Origin of the sequence: Pseudoalteromonas sp. HL-AS1 (assembly GCF_031198785.1) — a bacterium.
Lineage (GTDB): Bacteria > Pseudomonadota > Gammaproteobacteria > Enterobacterales > Alteromonadaceae > Pseudoalteromonas > Pseudoalteromonas distincta.
Genome location: NZ_CP133569.1, coordinates 2,034,658 through 2,055,644 on the forward strand (window position 1 = coordinate 2,034,658; position 20,987 = coordinate 2,055,644).

The 20,987-nt window shown below is 38.7% G+C and carries 18 protein-coding genes and 1 pseudogene; 12 read left to right on the top strand and 7 right to left on the bottom strand.

The genetic code is table 11. The features are described from left to right. Nucleotides 1–678, bottom strand: coding sequence for a molybdate ABC transporter permease subunit (modB, locus tag RB214_RS09500; RefSeq protein ID WP_007375247.1), 678 nt, complete (start codon nucleotides 676–678; stop codon nucleotides 1–3). Then, the gene (gene modA, locus RB214_RS09505; RefSeq protein WP_182755621.1) at nucleotides 665–1,417 is read right to left on the bottom strand and encodes a molybdate ABC transporter substrate-binding protein; all 753 of its coding nucleotides are present in this window, start codon (nucleotides 1,415–1,417) and stop codon (nucleotides 665–667) included. Before modA ends, modB begins: the two co-directional genes overlap by 14 nt. A 45-nt stretch (nucleotides 1,418–1,462) precedes the next feature. Between modA and glp the strand changes: the two genes are divergently transcribed. Continuing rightward, nucleotides 1,463–2,680 (top strand): gephyrin-like molybdotransferase Glp, encoded by a 1,218-nt coding sequence (gene glp / locus RB214_RS09510; RefSeq protein WP_182672210.1) that lies wholly within the window; start codon nucleotides 1,463–1,465, stop codon nucleotides 2,678–2,680. Between the two features lie 54 nt (nucleotides 2,681–2,734). Here glp and RB214_RS09515 read toward each other — a convergent pair whose 3' ends face one another. Then, nucleotides 2,735–3,187 (bottom strand): hypothetical protein, encoded by a 453-nt coding sequence (locus tag RB214_RS09515; RefSeq protein ID WP_309166372.1) that lies wholly within the window; start codon nucleotides 3,185–3,187, stop codon nucleotides 2,735–2,737. 110 nt (nucleotides 3,188–3,297) lie between these two features. Beyond that, a complete protein-coding gene (locus tag RB214_RS09520; protein WP_165744344.1) occupies nucleotides 3,298–4,722 on the bottom strand; it encodes a sodium-dependent transporter in 1,425 nt (474 codons plus the stop codon). A 189-nt stretch (nucleotides 4,723–4,911) separates the two neighbouring features. On the opposite strand from RB214_RS09520, the gene RB214_RS09525 reads away from it, so the two are divergent. The 6 genes from RB214_RS09525 (at nucleotide 4,912) to RB214_RS09550 (ending at nucleotide 9,405) form a co-directional block, all read left to right on the top strand. After that, the gene (locus RB214_RS09525; protein ID WP_309166376.1) at nucleotides 4,912–5,214 is read left to right on the top strand and encodes a YciI family protein; all 303 of its coding nucleotides are present in this window, start codon (nucleotides 4,912–4,914) and stop codon (nucleotides 5,212–5,214) included. Nucleotides 5,215–5,376: 162 nt separating this feature from the next. Then, on the top strand, nucleotides 5,377–5,634 hold the full coding sequence (locus RB214_RS09530) for a PepSY domain-containing protein (RefSeq protein ID WP_165744345.1): 258 nt from the start codon (nucleotides 5,377–5,379) through the stop codon (nucleotides 5,632–5,634). A 3-nt stretch (nucleotides 5,635–5,637) separates the two neighbouring features. After that, nucleotides 5,638–6,312, top strand: a complete 675-nt coding sequence (locus RB214_RS09535; protein WP_002959806.1) for a response regulator transcription factor — start codon at nucleotides 5,638–5,640, stop codon at nucleotides 6,310–6,312. After that, nucleotides 6,306–7,643 carry an ATP-binding protein gene (locus tag RB214_RS09540; RefSeq protein WP_309166382.1) on the top strand — a complete coding sequence of 446 codons (1,338 nt, stop codon included), beginning with the start codon at nucleotides 6,306–6,308 and terminating at the stop codon, nucleotides 7,641–7,643. The genes RB214_RS09535 and RB214_RS09540 overlap by 7 nt, the downstream gene beginning before the upstream one ends. Next, nucleotides 7,630–8,040 carry a hypothetical protein gene (locus tag RB214_RS09545; protein WP_309166384.1) on the top strand — a complete coding sequence of 137 codons (411 nt, stop codon included), beginning with the start codon at nucleotides 7,630–7,632 and terminating at the stop codon, nucleotides 8,038–8,040. Before RB214_RS09540 ends, RB214_RS09545 begins: the two co-directional genes overlap by 14 nt. 285 nt (nucleotides 8,041–8,325) lie before the next feature. Further along, nucleotides 8,326–9,405, top strand: coding sequence for an FAD-dependent oxidoreductase (locus tag RB214_RS09550; RefSeq protein WP_309166386.1), 1,080 nt, complete (start codon nucleotides 8,326–8,328; stop codon nucleotides 9,403–9,405). 69 nt (nucleotides 9,406–9,474) lie between these two features. Here the strand turns inward: RB214_RS09550 and RB214_RS09555 are convergent. Further along, a pseudogene (locus RB214_RS09555) lies at nucleotides 9,475–10,512 on the bottom strand (AI-2E family transporter). Nucleotides 10,513–10,682: 170 nt separating this feature from the next. Here RB214_RS09555 and RB214_RS09560 point away from each other — a divergent pair. Both RB214_RS09560 and RB214_RS09565 read left to right on the top strand, forming a co-directional pair. After that, nucleotides 10,683–11,573: a TIGR01777 family oxidoreductase gene (locus RB214_RS09560; RefSeq protein WP_309166388.1), complete on the top strand. Its 891-nt coding sequence runs from the start codon at nucleotides 10,683–10,685 to the stop codon at nucleotides 11,571–11,573. Nucleotides 11,574–11,927: 354 nt separating this feature from the next. Next, nucleotides 11,928–12,881, top strand: a complete 954-nt coding sequence (locus RB214_RS09565; protein WP_002959792.1) for a GGDEF domain-containing protein — start codon at nucleotides 11,928–11,930, stop codon at nucleotides 12,879–12,881. Between the two features lie 189 nt (nucleotides 12,882–13,070). Here the strand turns inward: RB214_RS09565 and RB214_RS09570 are convergent, their stop codons facing one another. Together RB214_RS09570 and RB214_RS09575 are read right to left on the bottom strand one after the other, a co-directional pair. Continuing rightward, a complete protein-coding gene (locus tag RB214_RS09570) occupies nucleotides 13,071–15,623 on the bottom strand; it encodes a glycoside hydrolase family 3 N-terminal domain-containing protein (RefSeq protein ID WP_309166391.1) in 2,553 nt (850 codons plus the stop codon). Next, nucleotides 15,623–16,897, bottom strand: a complete 1,275-nt coding sequence (locus RB214_RS09575) for a sugar MFS transporter (RefSeq protein ID WP_309166394.1) — start codon at nucleotides 16,895–16,897, stop codon at nucleotides 15,623–15,625. Before RB214_RS09575 ends, RB214_RS09570 begins: the two co-directional genes overlap by 1 nt. A 268-nt stretch (nucleotides 16,898–17,165) precedes the next feature. On the opposite strand from RB214_RS09575, the gene RB214_RS09580 reads away from it, so the two are divergent. The 3 genes from RB214_RS09580 (at nucleotide 17,166) to RB214_RS09590 (ending at nucleotide 20,930) form a co-directional block, all read left to right on the top strand. After that, on the top strand, nucleotides 17,166–18,494 hold the full coding sequence (locus tag RB214_RS09580) for a GH1 family beta-glucosidase (protein WP_309166397.1): 1,329 nt from the start codon (nucleotides 17,166–17,168) through the stop codon (nucleotides 18,492–18,494). 46 nt (nucleotides 18,495–18,540) lie between these two features. Continuing rightward, nucleotides 18,541–19,863, top strand: coding sequence for an MFS transporter (locus RB214_RS09585; protein WP_309166398.1), 1,323 nt, complete (start codon nucleotides 18,541–18,543; stop codon nucleotides 19,861–19,863). Between the two features lie 62 nt (nucleotides 19,864–19,925). Further along, entirely contained in the window at nucleotides 19,926–20,930 is a 1,005-nt protein-coding gene (locus RB214_RS09590) for a LacI family DNA-binding transcriptional regulator (RefSeq protein ID WP_182755602.1), read from the top strand. The last annotated feature ends 57 nt before the right edge of the window (nucleotides 20,931–20,987 follow it).

Below are 20,987 nucleotides of genomic sequence, written 5' to 3' on the forward strand. Positions count from 1 at the left end.
TTATTGCTTAACCCCTACAATGCTTTTATTAAACTTAAATAACAGCACTAAACAGGCAAACGAAATTGCCAGTAAAATAAGTGAAAGCTGATGCGCCGCCGTATAATTTAACGATTCAACATGGTCATAAAGCGCAATAGACACCACCTGTGTTTGCCCCTGAATATTACCGCCAATCATTAATACCAAACCAAATTCACCCAATGTATGCGCAAAACCTAAAGCAAATGCGCTACCAATACTGGGTTTTAAAAGCGGAATAATTAAATGCACAAAGCGTTTAAATGGGCTTAATCCAAGCGCAATGGCAGCTTCGTTATAGGTTTGATTAATATGCTTAAACCCAGCCACAAGCGGCTGCATTACAAAAGGCAGCGAATAAAAAAGCGAGCCAATAACCACGCCCTGAAAACTAAACGCAAGCTGCGTACCCGTTAGCCAAAACCAAAACTGCCCAAAAGCGTGATCAGGCGAAAACAAAACAAGTAAATAAAACCCTAACAACGTAGGCGGTAGCACTAAAGGCATTGCAATTAATGCCTCTAAAAATGGTTTAAATTTACCGTTATAGCCAGCGAGCTTGTAAGCCAGTGGAATACAAAAAATAAGAAGAAGTACTGCGGTTATAAAGGCAAGTTTTATAGTTAACCACAGCGCGGTTAAATCACTTTGAAGCATTGTTGTCCTTTATTCTGTAACCTAATTCAATTAATTGCTGCTGCGTAGCGTCCATCATTAAAAATTGCATAAGTTGCTTAGCGCTAGCATGTTTTTTAGTCGAGCTAATAATAACGCCTTGTTGAATTATATCGGGATATTGATTGGTAGGCAGCACGGTATAATCTAAATATTTTTGATCTTGCGTGTTACGGTAAGCCGCCTTTAGGGATGAAACAGCCACCAGCCCTACTCCTACATTACCACTTTGCACAAACTGAAACGCATGCGTAATGTTATTCCCGTACACATAATTTATTGGTTTTTTAAAATGGTTATTCGCGTAGTGCTCTGAGGCACGTCCGTATGGTGAAAAACGCGGATTAGCAATGGCTACTTTATCATTTACTTTTTCAGCTTTGGGTTGCCACAAAGCAAGTTCGCCTAACGCGTAAGTGATCAAACTACTTTGCTCGGCATAGCCTTCTTTAATAAGTGATTGCGGTCGAAAATCATCAGCCGATAAAAACACATCAAATGGCGCGCCATGCACTATTTGCGAATATAAAACTCCGCTAGAAGCGGCTGATATTTTCACGTCAACATTAGGTAATGGGGATTTTTTTAGTAGGGTTTCCAATACAGTTTTAAAATTACTCGCTACGGCTACATGCAGCGTTTCTTTTGCGTTTACGCTGCATGAAAGCATGCATATCACACACAAAAAATAACCCAACCATGTATTGTAAAGCTTTGACATTATAAGTATTGTTTCAAAATAAAATGATTTAAGTAAGCAATATATATGAACGATGTTTGCAATGCACCCGGTTTATTACCAATTGAAACTGCAATACAAAATATACTTGGCACAATAACGCCTGTTAAAGACGTTGAAACCATTTCTATAATGCAAAGTGTTGATCGCGTTTTAGCAAGCGATGTTAAGTCAACTATAAACGTACCCGCTCATAACAACTCAGCAATGGATGGCTATGCGCTGTGTATTTCAGATAAAAGCTTAACCTACACACAAGTAGGCAGCGTGTTTGCAGGTCAAGTTTTTGAAGGAACACTTACGCCAGGGCAATGCGTAAGAATAATGACCGGCGCCGCCATTGCACCTGGCGCTAACGGCGTTGTAATGCAAGAAAACGCCTCGGTTGATGGCGATAAAATTACGTTTACTGCGCAACCTGAGCTAAATGAAAACGTGCGTTTTGCTGGCGAAGATATTGCTATAGACGACGTTATTTTAAAAGCAGGCGATAAATTAAAAGCCGTTGATGTGGGATTACTGGCATCTTTAGGAATTGCCAATATAGATGTGGTAAGAACCCTAAAAATAGCCGTGCTTTCTACAGGCGATGAGCTAATAGAACCTGGTCAGCCTCTTAAGCAAGGCGCTATTTTTGAAAGCAACCGCGCTGTTATTATTAGTGCGCTGCAACAAAAAAATATCGATGTGCTTGATTTAGGAATAATCCCTGATGACAAAGAACTCATCACTAATGCATTTTTAAAAGCGAACGAACTTGCCGATGCCGTAATAAGCTCAGGCGGTGTATCGGTTGGTGAAGCCGACTTTACCAAAGAAGTGCTCAACGAAATTGGCAATATCCACTTTTGGAAAATAGCCATGAAACCAGGCAAACCTTTTGCCTTTGGTAAATTAAGTAACAGTTACTTTTTTGGCTTGCCAGGTAACCCTGTGTCGGCTGCTGTTACGTTTAATCAGTTAGTAGAGCCTGCACTGCAAAAGCTGTCGGGTCTTGGTGACGTAAACCCTAAAATGCGCTTTAACGCTGTTACTACATCCGTCATTAAAAAGCGCCCTGGCAGAGCTGACTTTCAGCGCGGTACTGCAACAATTAACGAACAAGGTGACTTGGTAGTTGCCCCGTTTAATAAACAGGGCTCGGGTGTACTTTCGTCGCTTAGTAAAGCTAACTGTTTAATTGTAGTTCCGGCGCAAAGCGGCAATATCGAAAAAGGCGCAACAGTAAGTATTGAGTTGCTATAAAGCCTAAAATGCTACAGCTAACTGTATAATTTAGCTGTAGCGCTGCTGCAAACCTTAAAATATTTTTATATTTAATGTTTGAATTAAACAATTTAACTTTTCGCTACGCCCTACAAACTCTTCCTTACTTAATCTATTAACGCACTTCAGCGCGTTTTTAGTCGCAAAGTATCTATCATAACTTAGGCTTCTTTCGCATTTAACACTATACGTTGAGGGCCAAGAGCCACCTGCCCCCGTTGCTATGCCAACAACGTTACATGTAGCGTCTATATACTGCTCCCATGCTTTTATTTGTGCTTTAACTGCATCAACTTGGTAATCATCAGTTAGTTGCGGGTAAATTTCATCCATCATTTTACTGATTTTAGTTTTGTATCTATTACCCTCTAAATTATAAGTATTGCCGGTGTGCATTGCACCGCCTTCAGGCCAACCATCAGCGCTTTGCGTAAATGCGCCAAATGATGAAATAGCAAAAGCAAACCCAATAATAATTTTATTCATTTTAAATCCTTTTAATAGTTACCAGATACCTGAAAAAAACGCTCATAAAAAATGCCGCAGAGCTTAGCTGAGCGGCATTATATTATTCAATAAGCTTTAAAGAGGTCTATTTAAAAGCCAAATATTTTTAAGTGGAAAAACTTAGTCGCCACTGTATTAATAAATATCACAGCTAAAATAACAGGAATAAACGTTGAAAGTGAAAAGTTAACGTATTTTTCCATAAAGCTTCCCGCATAATTAGGCGAACCTAAGCTTAGCTCTTGTGTTAAGCGTGCTTTTTTCCAGCGATACATTACAAATAAACACACCATTAAGCCATTAAGCGGTAAAATTGTGTCGTAAAATACATCAACAATAATATCAAAAAAGCTCTTATTAACGCCGCCATAACTGGTGAACGAAGTAAGGCTGTCAATCATACCAAACGACATTGTACATAAAATAGTAAGTACACCGGTTGAAAGTGTAAGGATGCCCAATGCTTTTTTACGGCTAATACCTTTACGGTCACTTAGGGTTGCAGTCGGGACTTCTACTATTGAAACAAGTGAGGTAATTGCTGCAAAAAATACTAATAAAAAGAATGAGAATGCAACAATAGATGCACCTACATAGCCAATATCATTTTGCAGTGCTAATAAGATTTTAGGTAGGTATACAAAAATCATCGATACAGACGAGTCAGAAAGTGCAGCAGGGTCTGTATTTGGATCAAAACTAAATATAGCGGGCAACACCATTAGGCCCGCTACAAACGCAACAAGTGAGTCCGTAATAGCAACCATTTTAGCGCTACTTACAATGTCATCCTTTTTAGAAATATACGACGCGTAAGTCATTAAGATACCCATGCCCAAAGATAGCGAGAAAAACGCTTGGCTTAATGCGCCATTTAAGACACTTGCATTCATTTTAGAAAAATCAGGAATAATATAGTATTTAACCCCAGCCATTGCGTTATCAAGCGTTAATACATAAATAACGAGGGCAAGCAGCATAACCAATAAAGCGGGCATTAAAAACTTAGCGGCTTTTTCTATGCCCTGCTTAACACCGCCTAATAAAATTAAGTTCACCATAATAACCACAACGGCCATATAACCAAACACAGTGTAACTATTGATAAAAACACCAAAGTGGCCGGGATCAGCTAATAAATCTAAATTACCTAGGCCTGTTTGCGTTAAATAGCCAAAAATCCAAACCGTAATTACCATATAAAATACAGCAATCATAAATGGTGTAAGCACGGCTAAAAAGCCTGCAAACTTCCATTTTTTATCGTTATTTGATAATAGCTTATACGAACCAAGTGGATCTTTTTGAGCGTTACGACCCATTGCCATTTCAGCCATCATGACTGGTAAACAAATGAATACGACAAATAAAGCGTAAATTAATAAAAATGCGCCGCCGCCATTTTTAGTAGCAGAAACCGGAAAGCCAACTAAATTACCAATACCTACAGCCGAACCTGCCGCCGCTAATATGAATCCGAGACGGGAACTAAATCGTTCTCTATTTTCGCTCATGCTTGAAACCTTTTTATTATTTTGTATATTTCAGCGACTCTACCAGTGTTACACAGAGATTTTCAAGCAATTACAGTGTAAAAATAAAATCGATGTGTAAACCTGTGTAAATACGCTTTTAATTCACCAATTTTCAACGCTGTGGTAGTATTGCGTTAATCAAATTTAACAATTTTTATGAGATTACTTATGTTGTACATGATTCATTCAACAGACGTTGAAAATAGCTTAGAGCTTAGAAAAGCAGCACGCCCTGCACATTTAGCGCGCCTTAGTGAGCTTGATTCTCAAAATCGTTTACTTACCGCAGGTCCGTTTCCGGCAGTCGATAGTGAAGCTCCTCAAGAAGCAGGTTTTACCGGTTCATTAGTTGTTGCTGAGTTTGAGTCAATTGAAGCCGCTCGAGAATGGGCAGCAGCTGACCCTTACGTTGCCGCTGGCATCTATGAAAATACAGTTGTTAAACCTTTCAAAAAAGTGTTCCCTGCTTAAAAGTGTATTAAACCCTAAGAGCGTGCGTTGCACTGTAATTCAGGGTTTGTTCACAAGATTTTAATTAAAATTACTAAGATAAAAGCGAATTTAGCGTTTTTACTTGAATTTTAGTAACTTAGTTAATTAAACTAAGTGGGTCTGGTCTAGGAGTTTTCCATTATGCGCGTATTATTAAGCCTCGGTTTTATTGCTTGTGTTAGCTTAGCTAACATTGCTCAAGCAGCGACGGCCACCCAAGCATCTCATGCTGAGGTGGACAAAAAGAAAGCCGTAATACTTGCAAAGAAAACAATAGGCGGTAAGACCTTAAAAATTACCGAAAAAACAGATTTTTATACCGTACGAATACTCAAATCTGACGGCCACGTCGTTGATTTACATATAAATAAAAAAACCGGCGAAGTGAAAAAGGATTAACAAATGCGAATTTTAGTTATTGAAGACGATTTACATTTAGCAGATAACCTACGTAATGCTTTAGAAAAAGAACGTTACAGCGTGGATTTATGCCACGACGGTGAAGCAGGTCTTTTCCACATTACAGAATACCCGCTTGATATGGCCGTAGTTGATTTAGGTTTACCTAAAATAGACGGTATTGAGCTAATCAATAAAGCACGAGCACAAGGCATTACTATTCCTATTTTAATCTTAACAGCGCGCGATCGCTGGCAGGACAAAGTAGAAGGTTTAGATGCAGGTGCTGATGACTACCTTACCAAACCATTTCATGTTGAAGAACTTATTGCACGTTGTAATGCATTAATTCGTCGCAGTGCTGGTAAAGCAAATCCAGAAATGACTGCGGGCCCAATTAAAATTCATACACGTTCACAACAAGTATGGGTTGATGATAAAGAGCTTAGCCTTACAGCTTACGAATATAAAGTACTTGAATACTTAATGGTAAATCCGCAGAAAGTAATTTCTAAATCAGAACTTACTGAGCATATTTACGACCAAGATTTCGATCTTGATTCAAACGTAATTGAAGTATTTGTACTACGTTTGCGTAAAAAGCTTGACCCTGATGGTGTGCTAAACCCAGTAGAGACACTACGTGGGCGTGGTTACAGGCTTAAAAGCCAGTGGTAATACCGCAAATATCGTTAAAAATAAGGCAAGGATTTATCCTTGTCTTTGTTTTATTAGTCGCGCTCCCTATCTTATTTTATTCAATTGGCAAAGCGTATTACGCTTCACTTGTTGATGCGACTGAAAAAACTCTCGAAGCACAGCTTTACTCGCTAATATCTGAAGTCGACTTTACTGAGCATGGTATTATTATGCCCAGCACTATTTTAGCGCCTGAGTTAAACAGATTAAATTCAGATACCTACGCAATGATTTACCGCGATGATGATCCTGTTTGGAACTCAGAATCGGCTGTAAACTTAAACTATGTACCAGAGCAAATAGAAACCAAAGCCGGTGCTGCCGATTTCAGGCGCGTGGAGCATAATAACACCGCGTACTGGCAACTTAGCCTGACTGTAATTTTAAATAACATAGATCAATCAGAACAAGCTCGCTTTATATTAGTTAAACGTAATGACGCTCTACTTCGTTTAATGGATGGCTTTAAGCAAACCCTTGTAGATTGGATGTTTATAATGGGCATTGCAATTGCAGGCCTGATGGCGATTGGTTTTATTTGGAGCGCTCGCCCACTCCAAAGACTCGATAAAGAAATAAAAGCAATTGAATCGGGTGATATTCAAGAAATTAAAGGCCTCTACCCTGTAGAACTGCAAACAATAAAAGCAGACCTGAACTTGCTACTTGAGTCTCAACAACGCCAAAAAGAGCGTTACAGAGCCTCATTAAGCGACCTTGCTCATGCACTTAAAACACCGCTTGCGGTGCTAAAATCAAGTCCATTGGCAAACGATGCCGATGCACAAGAACAACTCGACCGAATTAATGTGATGATCGAGCACCAATTAAAGCGTGCTGCAACCGGTGCATCAGACACCTGGAAAAAACAAACACCTATTAAGCCAGTACTCGATTCAATACTCAGTGCTATGGCAAAAGTGTACCGTGATAAAGATATTATTTTTACCTGCACCGTAACCGAAAAAGATTACTTTTTAGGTGACCAAACAGATTTAATGGAATTACTTGGCAACCTGATTGATAACGCCTGTAAAGCGTGTCGATCACAAGTAGCAATACAAGTTATTCAAAGCAAAACTTTGTGTATTGGAATTAGCGATGATGGCCCTGGCGTACCAGAGGACAAACGTGAATCTCTACTTACACGGGGTACTCGTCTGGATACATACGAAAGTGGACACGGCGTAGGGATGGCAATTGTATCTGACTTGGTTAAGTCCTATCGCGGTACACTTACCATTACAGAAGCTGATAACTTAGGCGGCGCTCAATTTATTTTAGAGTTTAATTACAATGACAAAAAGTAACTATTTATTAAAACTAACTGCCATTGTGTTACTTGCTTCAAGCCAATATAGCTTTGCAGATGAAGCATGTACTTTAGCCGCTAAAGCAACAACCGATGAAGCTAAGCGATATATTCAATGCCTAGATAGCCAAATTGATAAAGCAAAACAAGCACAAGGTAGTTGGATACAAAAGCGTAAATATGAGCTAACTAAATCACAAGAAAGCACAGGCAATACGCAAGTACTGCCGTTATTCATGCGCAGCATTAAAAATAACGAAAAGTACCTTGAGAGCGCCTGCCAATGGCGTTACTTAATAAAACTTCCTAATGCGACAACCGCAGCCATTAGCTATAAACAGTGTGAAATTGAGCTTATAAATCAATTTACAGAATCACTAAAACACCCATTTTGACGTAACTTAAGCACACTAAACTAGTTATACCAACCTGCATAAATCTTTGATCAATTTAACGAATTAAATTGCACTATAACGTCGTTAAAAATTTTTTATTTAGAACAACTAGATACAAAAATTTTTGCCTAGTTCTAGCGTAATTTTCTTAACGTTAAATAGACCTCGTATATAAGCAGATTGGTATTACGTTTCACTACTAGTTCCCTTTAGTCTACTTGACAATTTATTCATATCAAAACAAACTACCTACTAGTAGATTGCTAAAAACTAATGGATAAACAGATGACTAAACCAGTAATTATTATAGGTGGCGGACTTGCTGGTTTATACAGTGCGTATAAATTACAACTACTTAATATTGAGTACTTATTATTAGAAGCTAAATCGCAATTAGGTGGCCGAATTTTTGCCGCGCAATCACCAAAAAATAACGATGTTCGTTTTGATTTGGGTCCTACGTGGATATTTCCCCACCAACCAAAAATTCAAGCGCTAATAAAGTCACTCAACTTAAGTATATTTGAGCAATACAATAAAGGTGATGTGTTATATCAAGCACCTAATTCTAAGCAACCTCAACAAATTGCAGGTGCTGGAGATATGCAACTATTTAGACTCAAACACGGCATGAATACCTTAATAACTGCCTTATGTGAGCAACTTAATCCTGATTCAGTGTTATTAGAACACAATGTCACTGAGCTTAAAAAAGGTGATAATAGCTGGCAAGTTACTGTTAATCACTTAGGCAATATAAAGCACTTTACTACTGGCAAATTAATTTCAGCAATTCCTCCTCGTATGGTTACAACGCATTTAACACCTGAACTATGGGCGACTCCAACGCTCATAAACCGCCTTAGTAGTGTACCTACATGGATGGCAGGACAAGCCAAGTTTATAGCTACTTTTGAACATGCATTTTGGCGTGATAAAAACTTATCTGGGCAATGCTTTAGCCGCGTAGGCCCTATGGTCGAAATTCACGATGCCAGTGCTGAGGATAGTAATTACGCCGCATTATTTGGCTTTATAGGTGTCCCCTACTTATCACGAAACCAAGTAACTCAAGAGCAATTAATTCAAGCCTGTGCCCAACAGCTCAGCTACTTTTATGGTAAGGATGCTGAAAAGGCAACCGGATACTTTATTAAAGACTGGGCAGAGGATAAATTTGTAGCTAATAGAGACGATCAAACTCAGCCTTCACGGCACCCAGAATTTGATTTTTCAAACTTGGAAGAGCAATTAAGTAACCTCAACATTCATTTTGTAGCGAGTGAGTTTGCAAAACAAGAAGCAGGATATTTAGAAGGCGCAATATACGCAGTGGATGACGCTATTAAATCGTTTGTTAATTAATAGCCCTGTATTTACTGATAACTTAACCATCAAGGGTTTTAATTTTACAGCCCTTGATGGTTATAAATGTTAGTTGTTTTTAGTAACGTCTTCACCACTGCCCAGTAAAGTGGCAACCCACTTACCTTCTGCACTGGCTTCTAGGGCTATTTTTACAATCATTGTTAATGGAACAGATAAAAGCATACCCACAGTACCTAATAACCAGCCCCAAAATATTAATGATAAAAACACCACTAACGTTGAAAGACCCAGCCCTTTGCCCAAAAATTTAGGCTCTACAATATTACCCATTACCGTATTTATTGTTAAATATCCTGCAGCAACAAGTCCTGCCACTAATGGGCCTTGAGTAATAAGGGCAAGTAATACAGCTGGTACAGCCGCAATAATTGAACCTATATTTGGAATGTAATTGAACATAAATGCCAACACGCCCCAAAGCACAAAGTAGTCAACGTCTAAAATCCATAAGTAAAACGCAGCAATAATACCCGTCCCTAAACTTACTAGCGTTTTAATTGCCAAGTATGAATTAATAGATTCTAAAAAGCGGTCAATTTGCTTCATTTTACTATCAGGGTCTTCAAGTGCCATATGTATTTTCTTGCTCAGCATTGGCCCTTCAAACAGCATAAAAACAACCGTTAAAATAATTAAAAACATGTTTGCCATTACGCCACCTAACCCAGTGAGCATATTAGTGGCCACATCAACCATTTTGCCAGGGTCGAACATATTAATTAACTGATCTTTATTGATCAGTATGTTGTATTGAGATGCTAAATCGACCAGCCATACAAATTCTTCTTTTAGTTGTGTTTTATACTCAGGAAGCTGCTGAGAAAAGTCGTTGATAGATTACCCCACAAGCCCACCAAGGCTTACACCTAAGCCAACTATAATCAGCACGACCAGCATAACAGCAATGCCTTTAGGAATCTTGTAGCGCGCAAAAAACTTGATAAGCGGATTACAAATAATGGCAATAAATGCCGCCAAAATAAACGGAATAATAATTACACTCGCGGCTTTTATTCCAGCGAGGACCACTACCAAGGAAGCAAAAACTATTAAGCTTTTATTTACTCCAGTTAAACTTGCCAATTTATTAATCCTTTTATTAACTATATCGCCCCAGTGTAAGGCAAAAGGTAATTAAATGAAATAATTACGAAGTGATCATAAAAGCCTGTTTTACGTATAAATTTGCAAAGCTGTTTGCTAGCGAGTATGTTTTTTAATCACTTGCTTCTATTTTATTGTAAGGATGAATAATGCATATATTTATAACTGGCGCGACCGGATTAATTGGTAAGCACTTATGCCCTTTTTTACTTCATCATAATACTGTTACTGTACTTAGCCGAAATCCGACTAAAGCAAACGTATTATTAGGCCACAAAGTTAAAGCCGTAAGTGACATTAGTGATGTTGACTTTAACACTGTTGATATCGTTATTAATCTCGCTGGCGAGCCGATTGTAAATAAACGCTGGAGCGACAAACAAAAGCAAATAATACGAAACAGTCGTATTGATATTACACAGCAAATTAGTGAAGCTATTAAAGCCTGTAGTACTGCTCCGCATACTTTTATATCTGGCAGTGCAATTGGTTTTTATGGTCGACAAAATAGTAATCCTATTGATGAAACTTTTGAAAGCCCACACGATGAATTTAGCCACCAGCTTTGTAAAGACTGGGAAAATGCAGCACTACTCGCCCAATCAGAACAAACCAGAGTATGCCTTTTGCGAACGGGTATTGTTTTAGCTAAAAAAGGAGGTGCACTTGGAAAAATGTTGCCTGCTTTTAAATTGTGTTTAGGCGGCCCGATTGGTAATGGCGAGCAAGGCATGTCGTGGATACACATAGACGATATGATTCAGCTAATACTCTTTATTATTAAACACCCAGAAATATCAGGCCCTGTTAACGCAACAGCCCCCAACCCTGTAAGCAATGCTCAATTTAGTAAAAGCTTAGGCGAGGCGCTCTCTCGACCTGCATTTATCACTATGCCAACCCCAGTACTTAACCTATTAATGGGTGAAATGTCAGACTTACTAACAACGGGACAATTTGTAGTCCCTAAAAAGGCGCTCGTTCATAATTATCGTTTTCATCATCCTGATATTAAATCAGCTTTAGAGAGTTTGGTTTAGCGGGCGTTAATAATTCTTGAGGTAAAATATAAAAATTGAAAAAGCAATCCTTTTAACTGAATTGACCTTTTCTTATTAATACATAATAATTACAACAGTTAGTTAAATATATATTTCATCATTTTATAATAAAGAGAATAAATCATGTTTCATTTGCCTACTGTGATCTTCTTCTCTTTTATCCTTAACTTATTCATAAGCTTATTTTTTCTCTCAATTTATAAATATAAAAAACAAACATCTTTTTTATTATTTGGTTTAGCCTGTGCCACATTCGCATTAGCCGAAATACTAGCATGTTTGCGCTTATTCATAGATCTTCCTTTAATAACCCACTATTTAGCTAGTGTTTCAATGATTACTAGCCCACTTTTAATTATTGTTGGACTATATAAATACAAAAACGTACAAAATATTAGCTTAATGCCTCTTTACTGCATATTTGGTTTTTCTAGCTTATTGTTATTGGCAATTTATCCTTTCGGTGCAGCAAAAATGCTAACGAGTTTAGTAATTGCCGGATTATTTATTTACACAGCTTATTTAATCAAAAGCATGAGCTTTGTTGCTAAAGCCCAGAAAAAGGCGTTAATTACCTGCTTTTTAGTGCACAGTGGAGTTATGTTTTTAAATGCTATATTTCTATCAATACCGGTACTTAGTTCGAGTATTCAAGATGTAGCAACCCCTTTGCAAATTGTGCTTATTAGTCATTTACTATTAGCCACACTGAGTGCTCTTATACTGCCATTTTTGTTATTTTCTAATAGTGAATACACGCTATCGAACCTTGCCAATACCGACTCTCTTACACAGTTATTTAATCGCAGAGGTTTTTTTAACAACGCCAAAGCAGTCCTTAAACAGCCTAATAACAATGATATAAATGTATCTATAATTATTTTAGATATCGACTTTTTTAAGCATGTAAACGATAAGTACGGCCACGACACGGGCGATCAAGCAATTAAATGGATTGCGCAGCACATAAAAGAGCAATTTATTGATGAGGGTATTTGCGCCAGAATAGGCGGTGAAGAATTTGCAATATTACTACCAGACTATTCCCTACGAGCAGCTAAAGAATATGCAGAGCACTTACGTGAAAATATTTCTAAGCATCCGTTTTATTATCAAAACGCGCATATAAAACTATCTGTGAGCGCGGGAGTGAGTCACTCTGTAAATGGTAAAATGAGTGTAAAAGACTTACTGTCGTTGGCTGATAAACGCCTTTATCTTGCTAAAGAAACCGGCAGAGATAAAGTAGTTAGCTTTGACGAAAAAAACCTCTTAATGCAGTGTTAATTATTTTACAAGCTATTATAAAAAAGGTTCTTCCTATAAAAACGTGGTAACCCTTTGTATTTATAGTGACTTGTTCCTTTTTAGTTATATCAATTAGCTCAAGTATTTATGCAGGTTAGTATTAAACCTCTACATAAAAAAAGCCCTTCATTCGAAGGGCTTTGGTATACACACAATAGAGTTAATAAACTACTTACATGAAAGTGTAGCTTCGCCTGCTTTATTTGGCACAAACTGAATATTAGCCACAGAAATTGATGCTTTACCATTGCTGTGTAAGCTAAATGGGCTTGTTAGGTTTGCAAAATTAACACCCTTATCAGCAAAACAACCTAAATCGATTGATACTGACTGCCATTTATTTTCAATAGTTTTATCCACGACGTTTGCTAAATCAATGCTTGCACCACACTCACCAGAACAAGTCATAGCAAGGGCTACATCGTTCGTTAGTGCCTCGTTTAATTTAATATCAAAGCTAATCACACTGTTTGCTTCAACGTAGGCAATGGTATCTTCTGCAAAGCTTGTTACTATTTCAGCACTGGCTTTTTCTGCACCGCTGAAGTTAAATTGGCGCGCGTCTTCTTGTACTGTTTTGTCCTCAGTACGGTATTTAATTGCACCAAATTCATGGGTACTACTCGATACATCTAAAAGCTCATCGCCCGATTTTAACAATAAGCGCCATGGTGCTACAGGTGCACCAACAAGTATATCCATACTTGTAAGCCCTGAGTTATCAAGTTTAGAGTCTTCATCAAGGTCGTCAGCTAGCACATTTTTATCGCCATACGTTAAACCAAAACCATAAGGAAGTAATGGATCGTAATTTTCATCGCCTTTATTAACCGCAGTTTGTACCGCCGATTTAGGCCAAGAAAACGATAGCTTACCTTTAAAGTTATTTTGGATGGTGCCGTCTGCCGCTTTTAATAACACATCAGCAATACCCGCACCTTCTGTACCTGGTAACCAAGCAGCCACAAACGCATCAGATGCGTTAAGTTCGCTGTTCACCCACATAGGTCGACCTGAAATAAACACAGATACAACAGGAATGCCTTGCTCTTTTAGCGAGCTTAAAAGTGCTAATGACTTTTTATTTCCGCGCTCAAATTCAAGGTTATCTTTATCGCCGTGCCCTTCTGCGTAAGGTTCCTCACCAAATACGACAATGGCAACATCAGGACGTTGTTCAAATGAACCATCAGCACTTAAAGTAACACTTCCACCTGCTGCAGATATTTGCTCTTCAAGCCCTTTGTAAATTGACGTTGCTCCTGGGAAATCTGCATTTTTGTTATTGGTTCCCTGCCACGTAATACTCCAACCACCCGACTGTTTGCCTATGTTATTGGCACCATCACCTGCAACAAGCACGCGTTGATTAGCTGCGATAGGTAATAGGTTATTTTTATTTTTAAGTAATACAAGCGATTCGCGCACAGCTTGGCGTGCTACTTCGCGATGCGCTTGCGCGCCAATAAGCTCTGTTTTACCCGAGTAAAGACGCTTAGCCGGACTTGGTTTATCAAATAACCCAGCGCGTAACTTTACGCGTAAAATACGTGCAACCGCATCATCAATGCGGCTCATACTTATTTTACCTGCATTTACTTGTGCAATTGTATTTTCATATAGCGGCTTCCACGCGCCTGTTGGCACCATAAAAATATCAAGGCCAGCATTTACCGCTTCTGGGCAGCTTTCGTTAGTACAGCCTTTAATTTGCCCATGGCCGTTCCAATCTCCCACTACAAAACCATCAAAACCCATACGTGTTTTTAATACATCTGTAAGTAAGTATTTATTGCCGTGATTTTTAACGCCATTCCAGCTATTAAAAGACGCCATAACAGATTGACTACCCGCCGACAAACCACCTACGTAACCTTGAGCATGAATATCAAATAGCGATTGCTCGCTGTCTATATTATTTCCCTGATCATCCCCATCAACGGTGCCGCCATCGCCAATAAAATGCTTAACCGTGCTAATAACGCGCTTATCACTTAAAAAGTCGCCATCGGCTTTACCTTGCAATCCATTTACAATCGCTGCTGAGTAATCGTGAACAATTTTTGGATCCTCAGAATAGCCTTCGTACGTTCTGCCCCATCGGTCGTCTCGTACTACTGCTACAGTGGGTGCAAATACCCAATCTATCCCCGTAGCCATTACTTCTACTGCCGTAATAGACGCTATTTGCTCTATTAAATCTGGGTTATTAGCTGCGCCTAAACCAATATTATGTGGAAAAAGTGTCGCGCCAATTACGTTATTATGACCATGTACTGCATCGGTGCCCCACATAGTTGGAATTTTACTGCCATCAACTGAGTCATCAATAGACGCTTGATACATTTTTTCTGCAAGTGCAACCCAATCCTCTGGCGTTGCATGCTTATCGCCATTAGGAAAAGCACCACCGCCATTAAGGTAAGAGCCAAAACCATATTTGCGCATGTCTTCAACGGTAATATCACGAATTTCTGGTTGAATCATTTGCGCTACTTTTTGCTCAAGCGTCATATTTTCTAAAAACGTGACAATTTGAGCTTCAATAGCTGGGTCTTTTTTCACTGCAATTGAAAGCTTTGGCCAAATTTTCTCAAGCTCTGATTGCGCTTCAACATTTACTTTTTCAACATTGCTTTCGTTAGTACATCCGCTTAGTGCAGTAACACTTCCTACTAACGTTGCAATTGCTAATGCATTAAGTTTAAAAGTCGTTTTCATTATGATGGCTCCTTCACTAATACTGGTTTGCTGCCTCGTAGGCCGTAAAAAACAATGAATATGTAACATAAAATAGGTAAAACATACGAAAGTTGAACACCCACACTATCAGCAAGCGCACCTTGTAAAAGTGGCACTATTGCACCACCTACAATCGCCAAACACAAAATACCAGAGCCTTGAGCGGTATGCTTACCAAGTCCATTTAACGCTAAACTAAAAATAGTTGGGAACATAATAGAATTGAATAAACCAACCAATAGTATTGACCACATTGCTAATTGACCCGACGTGCTCATGGCAATAATGACTAAAATAATAGCCATGGTTGCGTTAAAGCCAAGTACTTTACCTGCGGGTAGTTTTTGCATTACAGCAGCACCAATAAAACGCCCAACCATAGCACCACCAAAATAATAAGTGATGTAATGAGCTGCAACATTCTCTTTTAGCCCTGCTATATTTTCTTGTGCTAAAAAGCTTACTAAAAAGCTACCAATTGCCACTTCGGCGCCTACATACATAAATATACCCACAGCACCTAATACAAGATGGCGATACTGCCAAGCACTGCCTTCAATTACCTCTGATTTTTCGGCTTCTGCTTTTTGCTCGCTCATAATGTCTGGTAATTTAAGCCAAGCAAAAATACCGGCTAGTAAAATAAGCATTGCAGCTAAAAGGAGGTAAGGAAGTTGAACTGACTCTGCATTTTGAGCCGGTGTTAAAAAGGCTTCTGACGCTGAGTCTAGAATTAACAGAGCACCAAATGATGGCGCAACAGTGGTACCTAATGCATTAAAAGCTTGGGTAAGCGTAAGTCGAGACGACGCAGTTTTTGGTGAGCCCAACAAACTTACGTAAGGATTAGCAGATACTTGCAATAACGTTATGCCGCTTGCAAGTACAAATAAAGCGAATAAAAATACAGGGTAACTATGTAAAGACGCCGCTGGGTAAAATAATATACACCCGACTGCTGCAATTAATAATCCAATCACGATGCCTTTTTTATATCCCACCTTTTTAACTATATAACCACTTGGAAGTGACATTAAAAAGTAAGCGCCAAAAAAGCAAAACTGAACCAACATGGCTTGTACATACGTTAAGTTAAATACGGCTTTTAAGTGTGGGATTAAAATATCATTTAAGCAGGTTATAAATCCCCACATAAAAAACAATGTTGTTAAAGAAGTTAATGCAAAACTGTAATTTTTATCCTGATAGTTTTGCGACTGTGTGTGTGTTGTCACTGGTGCTGAACTTGCCATGTGTTCTCCGTATTTTATTATTATAAATCTATTCTTAAGCTGCCCTGTTTTAGTTTTCAGCTGTCTTTAAACCATCCAGAAGCATTAAAGAGTTGACCTAAGAATTAATAAACACTAACCTTAAATGTAAGCGCTTTCATATGCAATTAAATACGAACAAGCTGTATATTTCAACACTTTTTATTTTTTGTACCACGCATACAGCATTAATTAAGCAAAAACACAGAGCTGATTTCTCTGTAAATGACTAACAAAAGGTTTGTTATTAATGACAAAATTATCACTACCACCCCATTCACCGCTTTTATCTAAAAACTTTGTATACGGTGTGGCCACGGCTTCTTTTCAAATAGAAGGCGGATCACAAGATCGCCTCCCATGTATTTGGGACTCTTTTTGCGATACGCCCAATAAAATAGTCGATAGCTCAGACGGTCATACCGCGTGCGATCACTATAACCTTTGGCGTGATGATATAGACCTTATTGAGTCACTTGGCGTAGATGCTTACAGACTTTCTATTTCATGGCCGCGCGTGATGACCCAAGACGCAAAGTTAAATCCTGTAGGCGTGAAGTTTTATACTGATATTTTAGATGAGCTAAAACGTCGCAATATTAAAGCCTTTGTTACTTTGTACCACTGGGATTTACCGCAACATCTTGAAGATGAAGGTGGATGGCTTAACAGACAAACAGCTTACGCTTTTGAGCATTACGTAAATTTAATTACTAAAGCCTTTGGCGATCGCGTTCACTCTTATGCCACATTGAATGAACCATTTTGTAGTGCGTTTTTAGGTTACGAAATTGGTATTCATGCCCCAGGTAAAGTGGGTAAAGAATATGGCCGTAAAGCAGCGCACCATTTATTATTAGCCCACGGACTCGCTATGAGCGTATTAAAGCAAAACTCGCCTAATACATTAAATGGCATAGTGCTTAACTTTACGCCGTGTTATAGCCTTACTCAAAGTGATGAAGACTTAAAAGCCACTGCATTTGCAGACGACTACCTTAATCAGTGGTATATCAAACCAATAATTGATGCCCAATATCCTGATATAATTAATCAATTACCATTAAACCATCAGCCTGATATTCTTGAGGGCGATATGGAACTAATTTCTCAATCTATTGATTACTTAGGTATTAATTTTTATACCCGCCAAGTTTATAAAGCGCACCCTACTGACATTTATGAGCCTATTGCACCTACGGGCCCGCTAACTGATATGGGGTGGGAAATTTACCCGCAATCGTTCACTGACTTGCTCGTATCGCTTAATAAAACATACACCTTACCGCCTATTTATATAACCGAAAATGGTGCAGCAATGCCCGATACGTATAATAATGGTGAAGTTAACGACTTAGACCGTTTAAGTTATTATAATACTCATTTAAACGCGGTTCATAATGCAATTGAACAAGGTGTTGTTATACATGGCTACTTTGCTTGGAGCCTAATGGATAACTTTGAATGGGCAGAAGGCTATTTAAAACGTTTTGGTATTGTGTATGTAGATTATAAAACCCAGCAACGCACTATTAAAAACAGTGGCTTAGCTTATAAAGAACTCATCTCTAAAAGATAAGAGCATACCCATAACTAAAAACAAGTATAAAGCGGGATAAATAATCATGGTCAGTGTAAAAGAAAAAATAGCGTATGGCTTAGGCGACACCGCCAGTAATATTATTTTTCAAACAGTTATGATGTTTTTAATGCTGTACTACACAGACGTAGTGGGTTTATCACCCGCTGTTGTCGGTACTATGTTTTTAGCAGTACGTATTTTTGATGCCGTAACCGACCCATTAATGGGCAACCTTGCTGACAAAACACATACGCGCTGGGGGCACTTTCGCCCCTACCTACTTTGGCTTTCGCTTCCTTTTGCCATTATTAGTATTTTAGCGTTTACTACGCCTGATTTAGAAGGCACCGATAAAATAATTTACGCCTTTACTACTTACACACTTCTTATGGTGGCTTACACCGCTATCAATATTCCTTATTGTGCACTGGGCGGTGTACTTACAGCAGATGTAAAAGAGCGCGTGACTATTCAGTCTTACCGGTTTGTATTTGGTATGTTAGGCGGCGTAATAGTAGCGGGTTGTACTATGCCAATGGTTGAGTACTTTGGCCAAGGCGATGCAGCTAAGGGCTATCAATACACCATGACTGCAATGAGCATTTTAGGCTTTGTACTGTTTTTACTTTGTTTTTTAGGCACAAAAGAGCGTATACAACAGCCTAAAGAGCAAAACATTCCTTTTGCCCAAAGTGTTAAAGCATTAATTAAAAACGATCAATGGCGAACACTTTGCTTAGCTGCATTCTTTTTACTTACCGGGCAAGTATTAAGGCTTACGCTTGCTGTTTACTACGTAAAATACTATTTAGGTCGAGACGATTTAATCACTTTATTTATGACGCTAGGTGTTGCAGCCAGCATGGTAGGTTGTGCTTTAGCTCAACCACTTGCAAAGCGCTTTTGTAAAATAAAGGCCTATATAAGCTTACAAGTTATTGCCGCCGCTATTTGTGGTTTTAGTTACTTTATTAGTAAAGATCAATTAGTACTCGCATTTACTGCCTTTATTTTATGGAAATTCTTTTTAGATATGGCAACCCCGTTGTTGTGGGCAAAAATGGCCGACACCATAGATTACGGGCATGAAAAAACAGGTGTACGCATTACGGGTTTGGTTTATTCAGGCGTTATATTTTTTATTAAGATGGGCGTGGCTGTAGGCGGCGCAATTGCAGGCTGGTTGTTATCTTTTTACAGTTATCAGGCCGATGCAGTACAAACTCTTGATACCCAACACGGTATTTTACTGTCATTCACTGTACTACCTGCTTTTGGCTCATTATTTGTTGCCTACATAATGAAAAAATATACACTGACTAATCAGGTTGTTGAAAATATTCAATCTAAACTAACAGCTAGTTAAGATATATACTCTAAGGTATTATTTAGCCGAAGTAGTTAAGGATAAGCGAGTGAACAAATAACATGGCAACAATTTATCAAGTCTCAGAGCTTGCGGGCGTATCGTTAGCCACCGTTTCTCGCGTGATGAACAAAAATACCCGTGTAAGCGATAAAACTAAACAAAAAGTGCTTGATGCTATGGCGCAGCTTGGCTACAAGCCTAATTCAATAGCGCAATCTTTAGCCTCTAACTGTACTAACAGTGTCGGTATTTTAGTGTCTGAGTTACATGGTCCTTTCTTTGCCCAAATGATGGCAGGTATTGAGTCAGAGCTTCGCGCTGCGGGTAAACACGTTATTATTACCACCGGACACAGTGAAGAAGACAAAGAACAAGAAGGCATTGAGTTTTTAATTAGCAGACGCTGCGATGCCATTATTTTGCACGTAGAAGCCGTCTCAGACGACTACCTAATAAAACTAAGTAAAGGCTCTACGCCCGTTTATTTAATGAGCCGTTACGTAGAGCAATTAAAAGATAACTGTATCAGTTTAGATAATCAATTAGGTGGCTACCTGGCCACTAAATCGATATTAAATCAAGGCCATACACAAATAGCGTACATTGCAGGTCCGCAGTTCAAAGCCGATGCTTTTAACCGCTTAGAGGGTCATAAACAAGCACTCACAGAGGCTGGTATTAAATTTGATCCTGCGCTTTATTACATTGGGGACTTTAACGAAACCGGTGGTAGTAAAGGCTTAAAACATTTTATTGATGAAAAGCTCAGCTTTACTGCACTAGTGTGCGCCAATGACGAAATGGCTTCCGGTGCTATGAAATATGCTCGAGAGCACGGTTATAATTTACCAAACGATTTATCGATTGTTGGATTTGATAACGTTATTTTTGCAAACTACCTGTACCCTACACTCACGACGATTGATAATCCGATCGGAAAAATGGGCGAAATGGCTGCTAAATTAGTGCTTAAAGATGTTTATCAAAATAAAAACCTTGTTATAAATCGCTTTTTTGAACCTACTTTAATGCAGCGCGATTCATCTGCACCACTTATCAAGTAAAGACTAAAAGCGAATACTAATTTTGGTACAAAAAAGCGGCTAAATGCCGCTTTTTAT

Excerpts from the sequence above, each read along its gene's own strand:
- RB214_RS09575 (WP_309166394.1), bottom strand. The coding sequence starts at position 16,897 with ATGGCAAGTTCAGCACCAGTGACAACACACACACAGTCGCAAAACTAT.
- RB214_RS09530 (WP_165744345.1), top strand. The coding sequence starts at position 5,377 with ATGCGCGTATTATTAAGCCTCGGTTTTATTGCTTGTGTTAGCTTAGCT.
- RB214_RS09565 (WP_002959792.1), top strand. The coding sequence starts at position 11,928 with ATGATTACTAGCCCACTTTTAATTATTGTTGGACTATATAAATACAAA.
- RB214_RS09585 (WP_309166398.1), top strand. The coding sequence starts at position 18,541 with ATGGTCAGTGTAAAAGAAAAAATAGCGTATGGCTTAGGCGACACCGCC.
- RB214_RS09570 (WP_309166391.1), bottom strand. The coding sequence starts at position 15,623 with ATGAAAACGACTTTTAAACTTAATGCATTAGCAATTGCAACGTTAGTA.
- modA (WP_182755621.1), bottom strand. The coding sequence starts at position 1,417 with ATGTCAAAGCTTTACAATACATGGTTGGGTTATTTTTTGTGTGTGATA.
- RB214_RS09535 (WP_002959806.1), top strand. The coding sequence starts at position 5,638 with ATGCGAATTTTAGTTATTGAAGACGATTTACATTTAGCAGATAACCTA.
- RB214_RS09515 (WP_309166372.1), bottom strand. The coding sequence starts at position 3,187 with ATGAATAAAATTATTATTGGGTTTGCTTTTGCTATTTCATCATTTGGC.
- RB214_RS09520 (WP_165744344.1), bottom strand. The coding sequence starts at position 4,722 with ATGAGCGAAAATAGAGAACGATTTAGTTCCCGTCTCGGATTCATATTA.
- RB214_RS09525 (WP_309166376.1), top strand. The coding sequence starts at position 4,912 with ATGTTGTACATGATTCATTCAACAGACGTTGAAAATAGCTTAGAGCTT.
- RB214_RS09560 (WP_309166388.1), top strand. The coding sequence starts at position 10,683 with ATGCATATATTTATAACTGGCGCGACCGGATTAATTGGTAAGCACTTA.
- RB214_RS09590 (WP_182755602.1), top strand. The coding sequence starts at position 19,926 with ATGGCAACAATTTATCAAGTCTCAGAGCTTGCGGGCGTATCGTTAGCC.
- glp (WP_182672210.1), top strand. The coding sequence starts at position 1,463 with ATGAACGATGTTTGCAATGCACCCGGTTTATTACCAATTGAAACTGCA.
- RB214_RS09545 (WP_309166384.1), top strand. The coding sequence starts at position 7,630 with ATGACAAAAAGTAACTATTTATTAAAACTAACTGCCATTGTGTTACTT.
- RB214_RS09580 (WP_309166397.1), top strand. The coding sequence starts at position 17,166 with ATGACAAAATTATCACTACCACCCCATTCACCGCTTTTATCTAAAAAC.
- modB (WP_007375247.1), bottom strand. The coding sequence starts at position 678 with ATGCTTCAAAGTGATTTAACCGCGCTGTGGTTAACTATAAAACTTGCC.
- RB214_RS09550 (WP_309166386.1), top strand. The coding sequence starts at position 8,326 with ATGACTAAACCAGTAATTATTATAGGTGGCGGACTTGCTGGTTTATAC.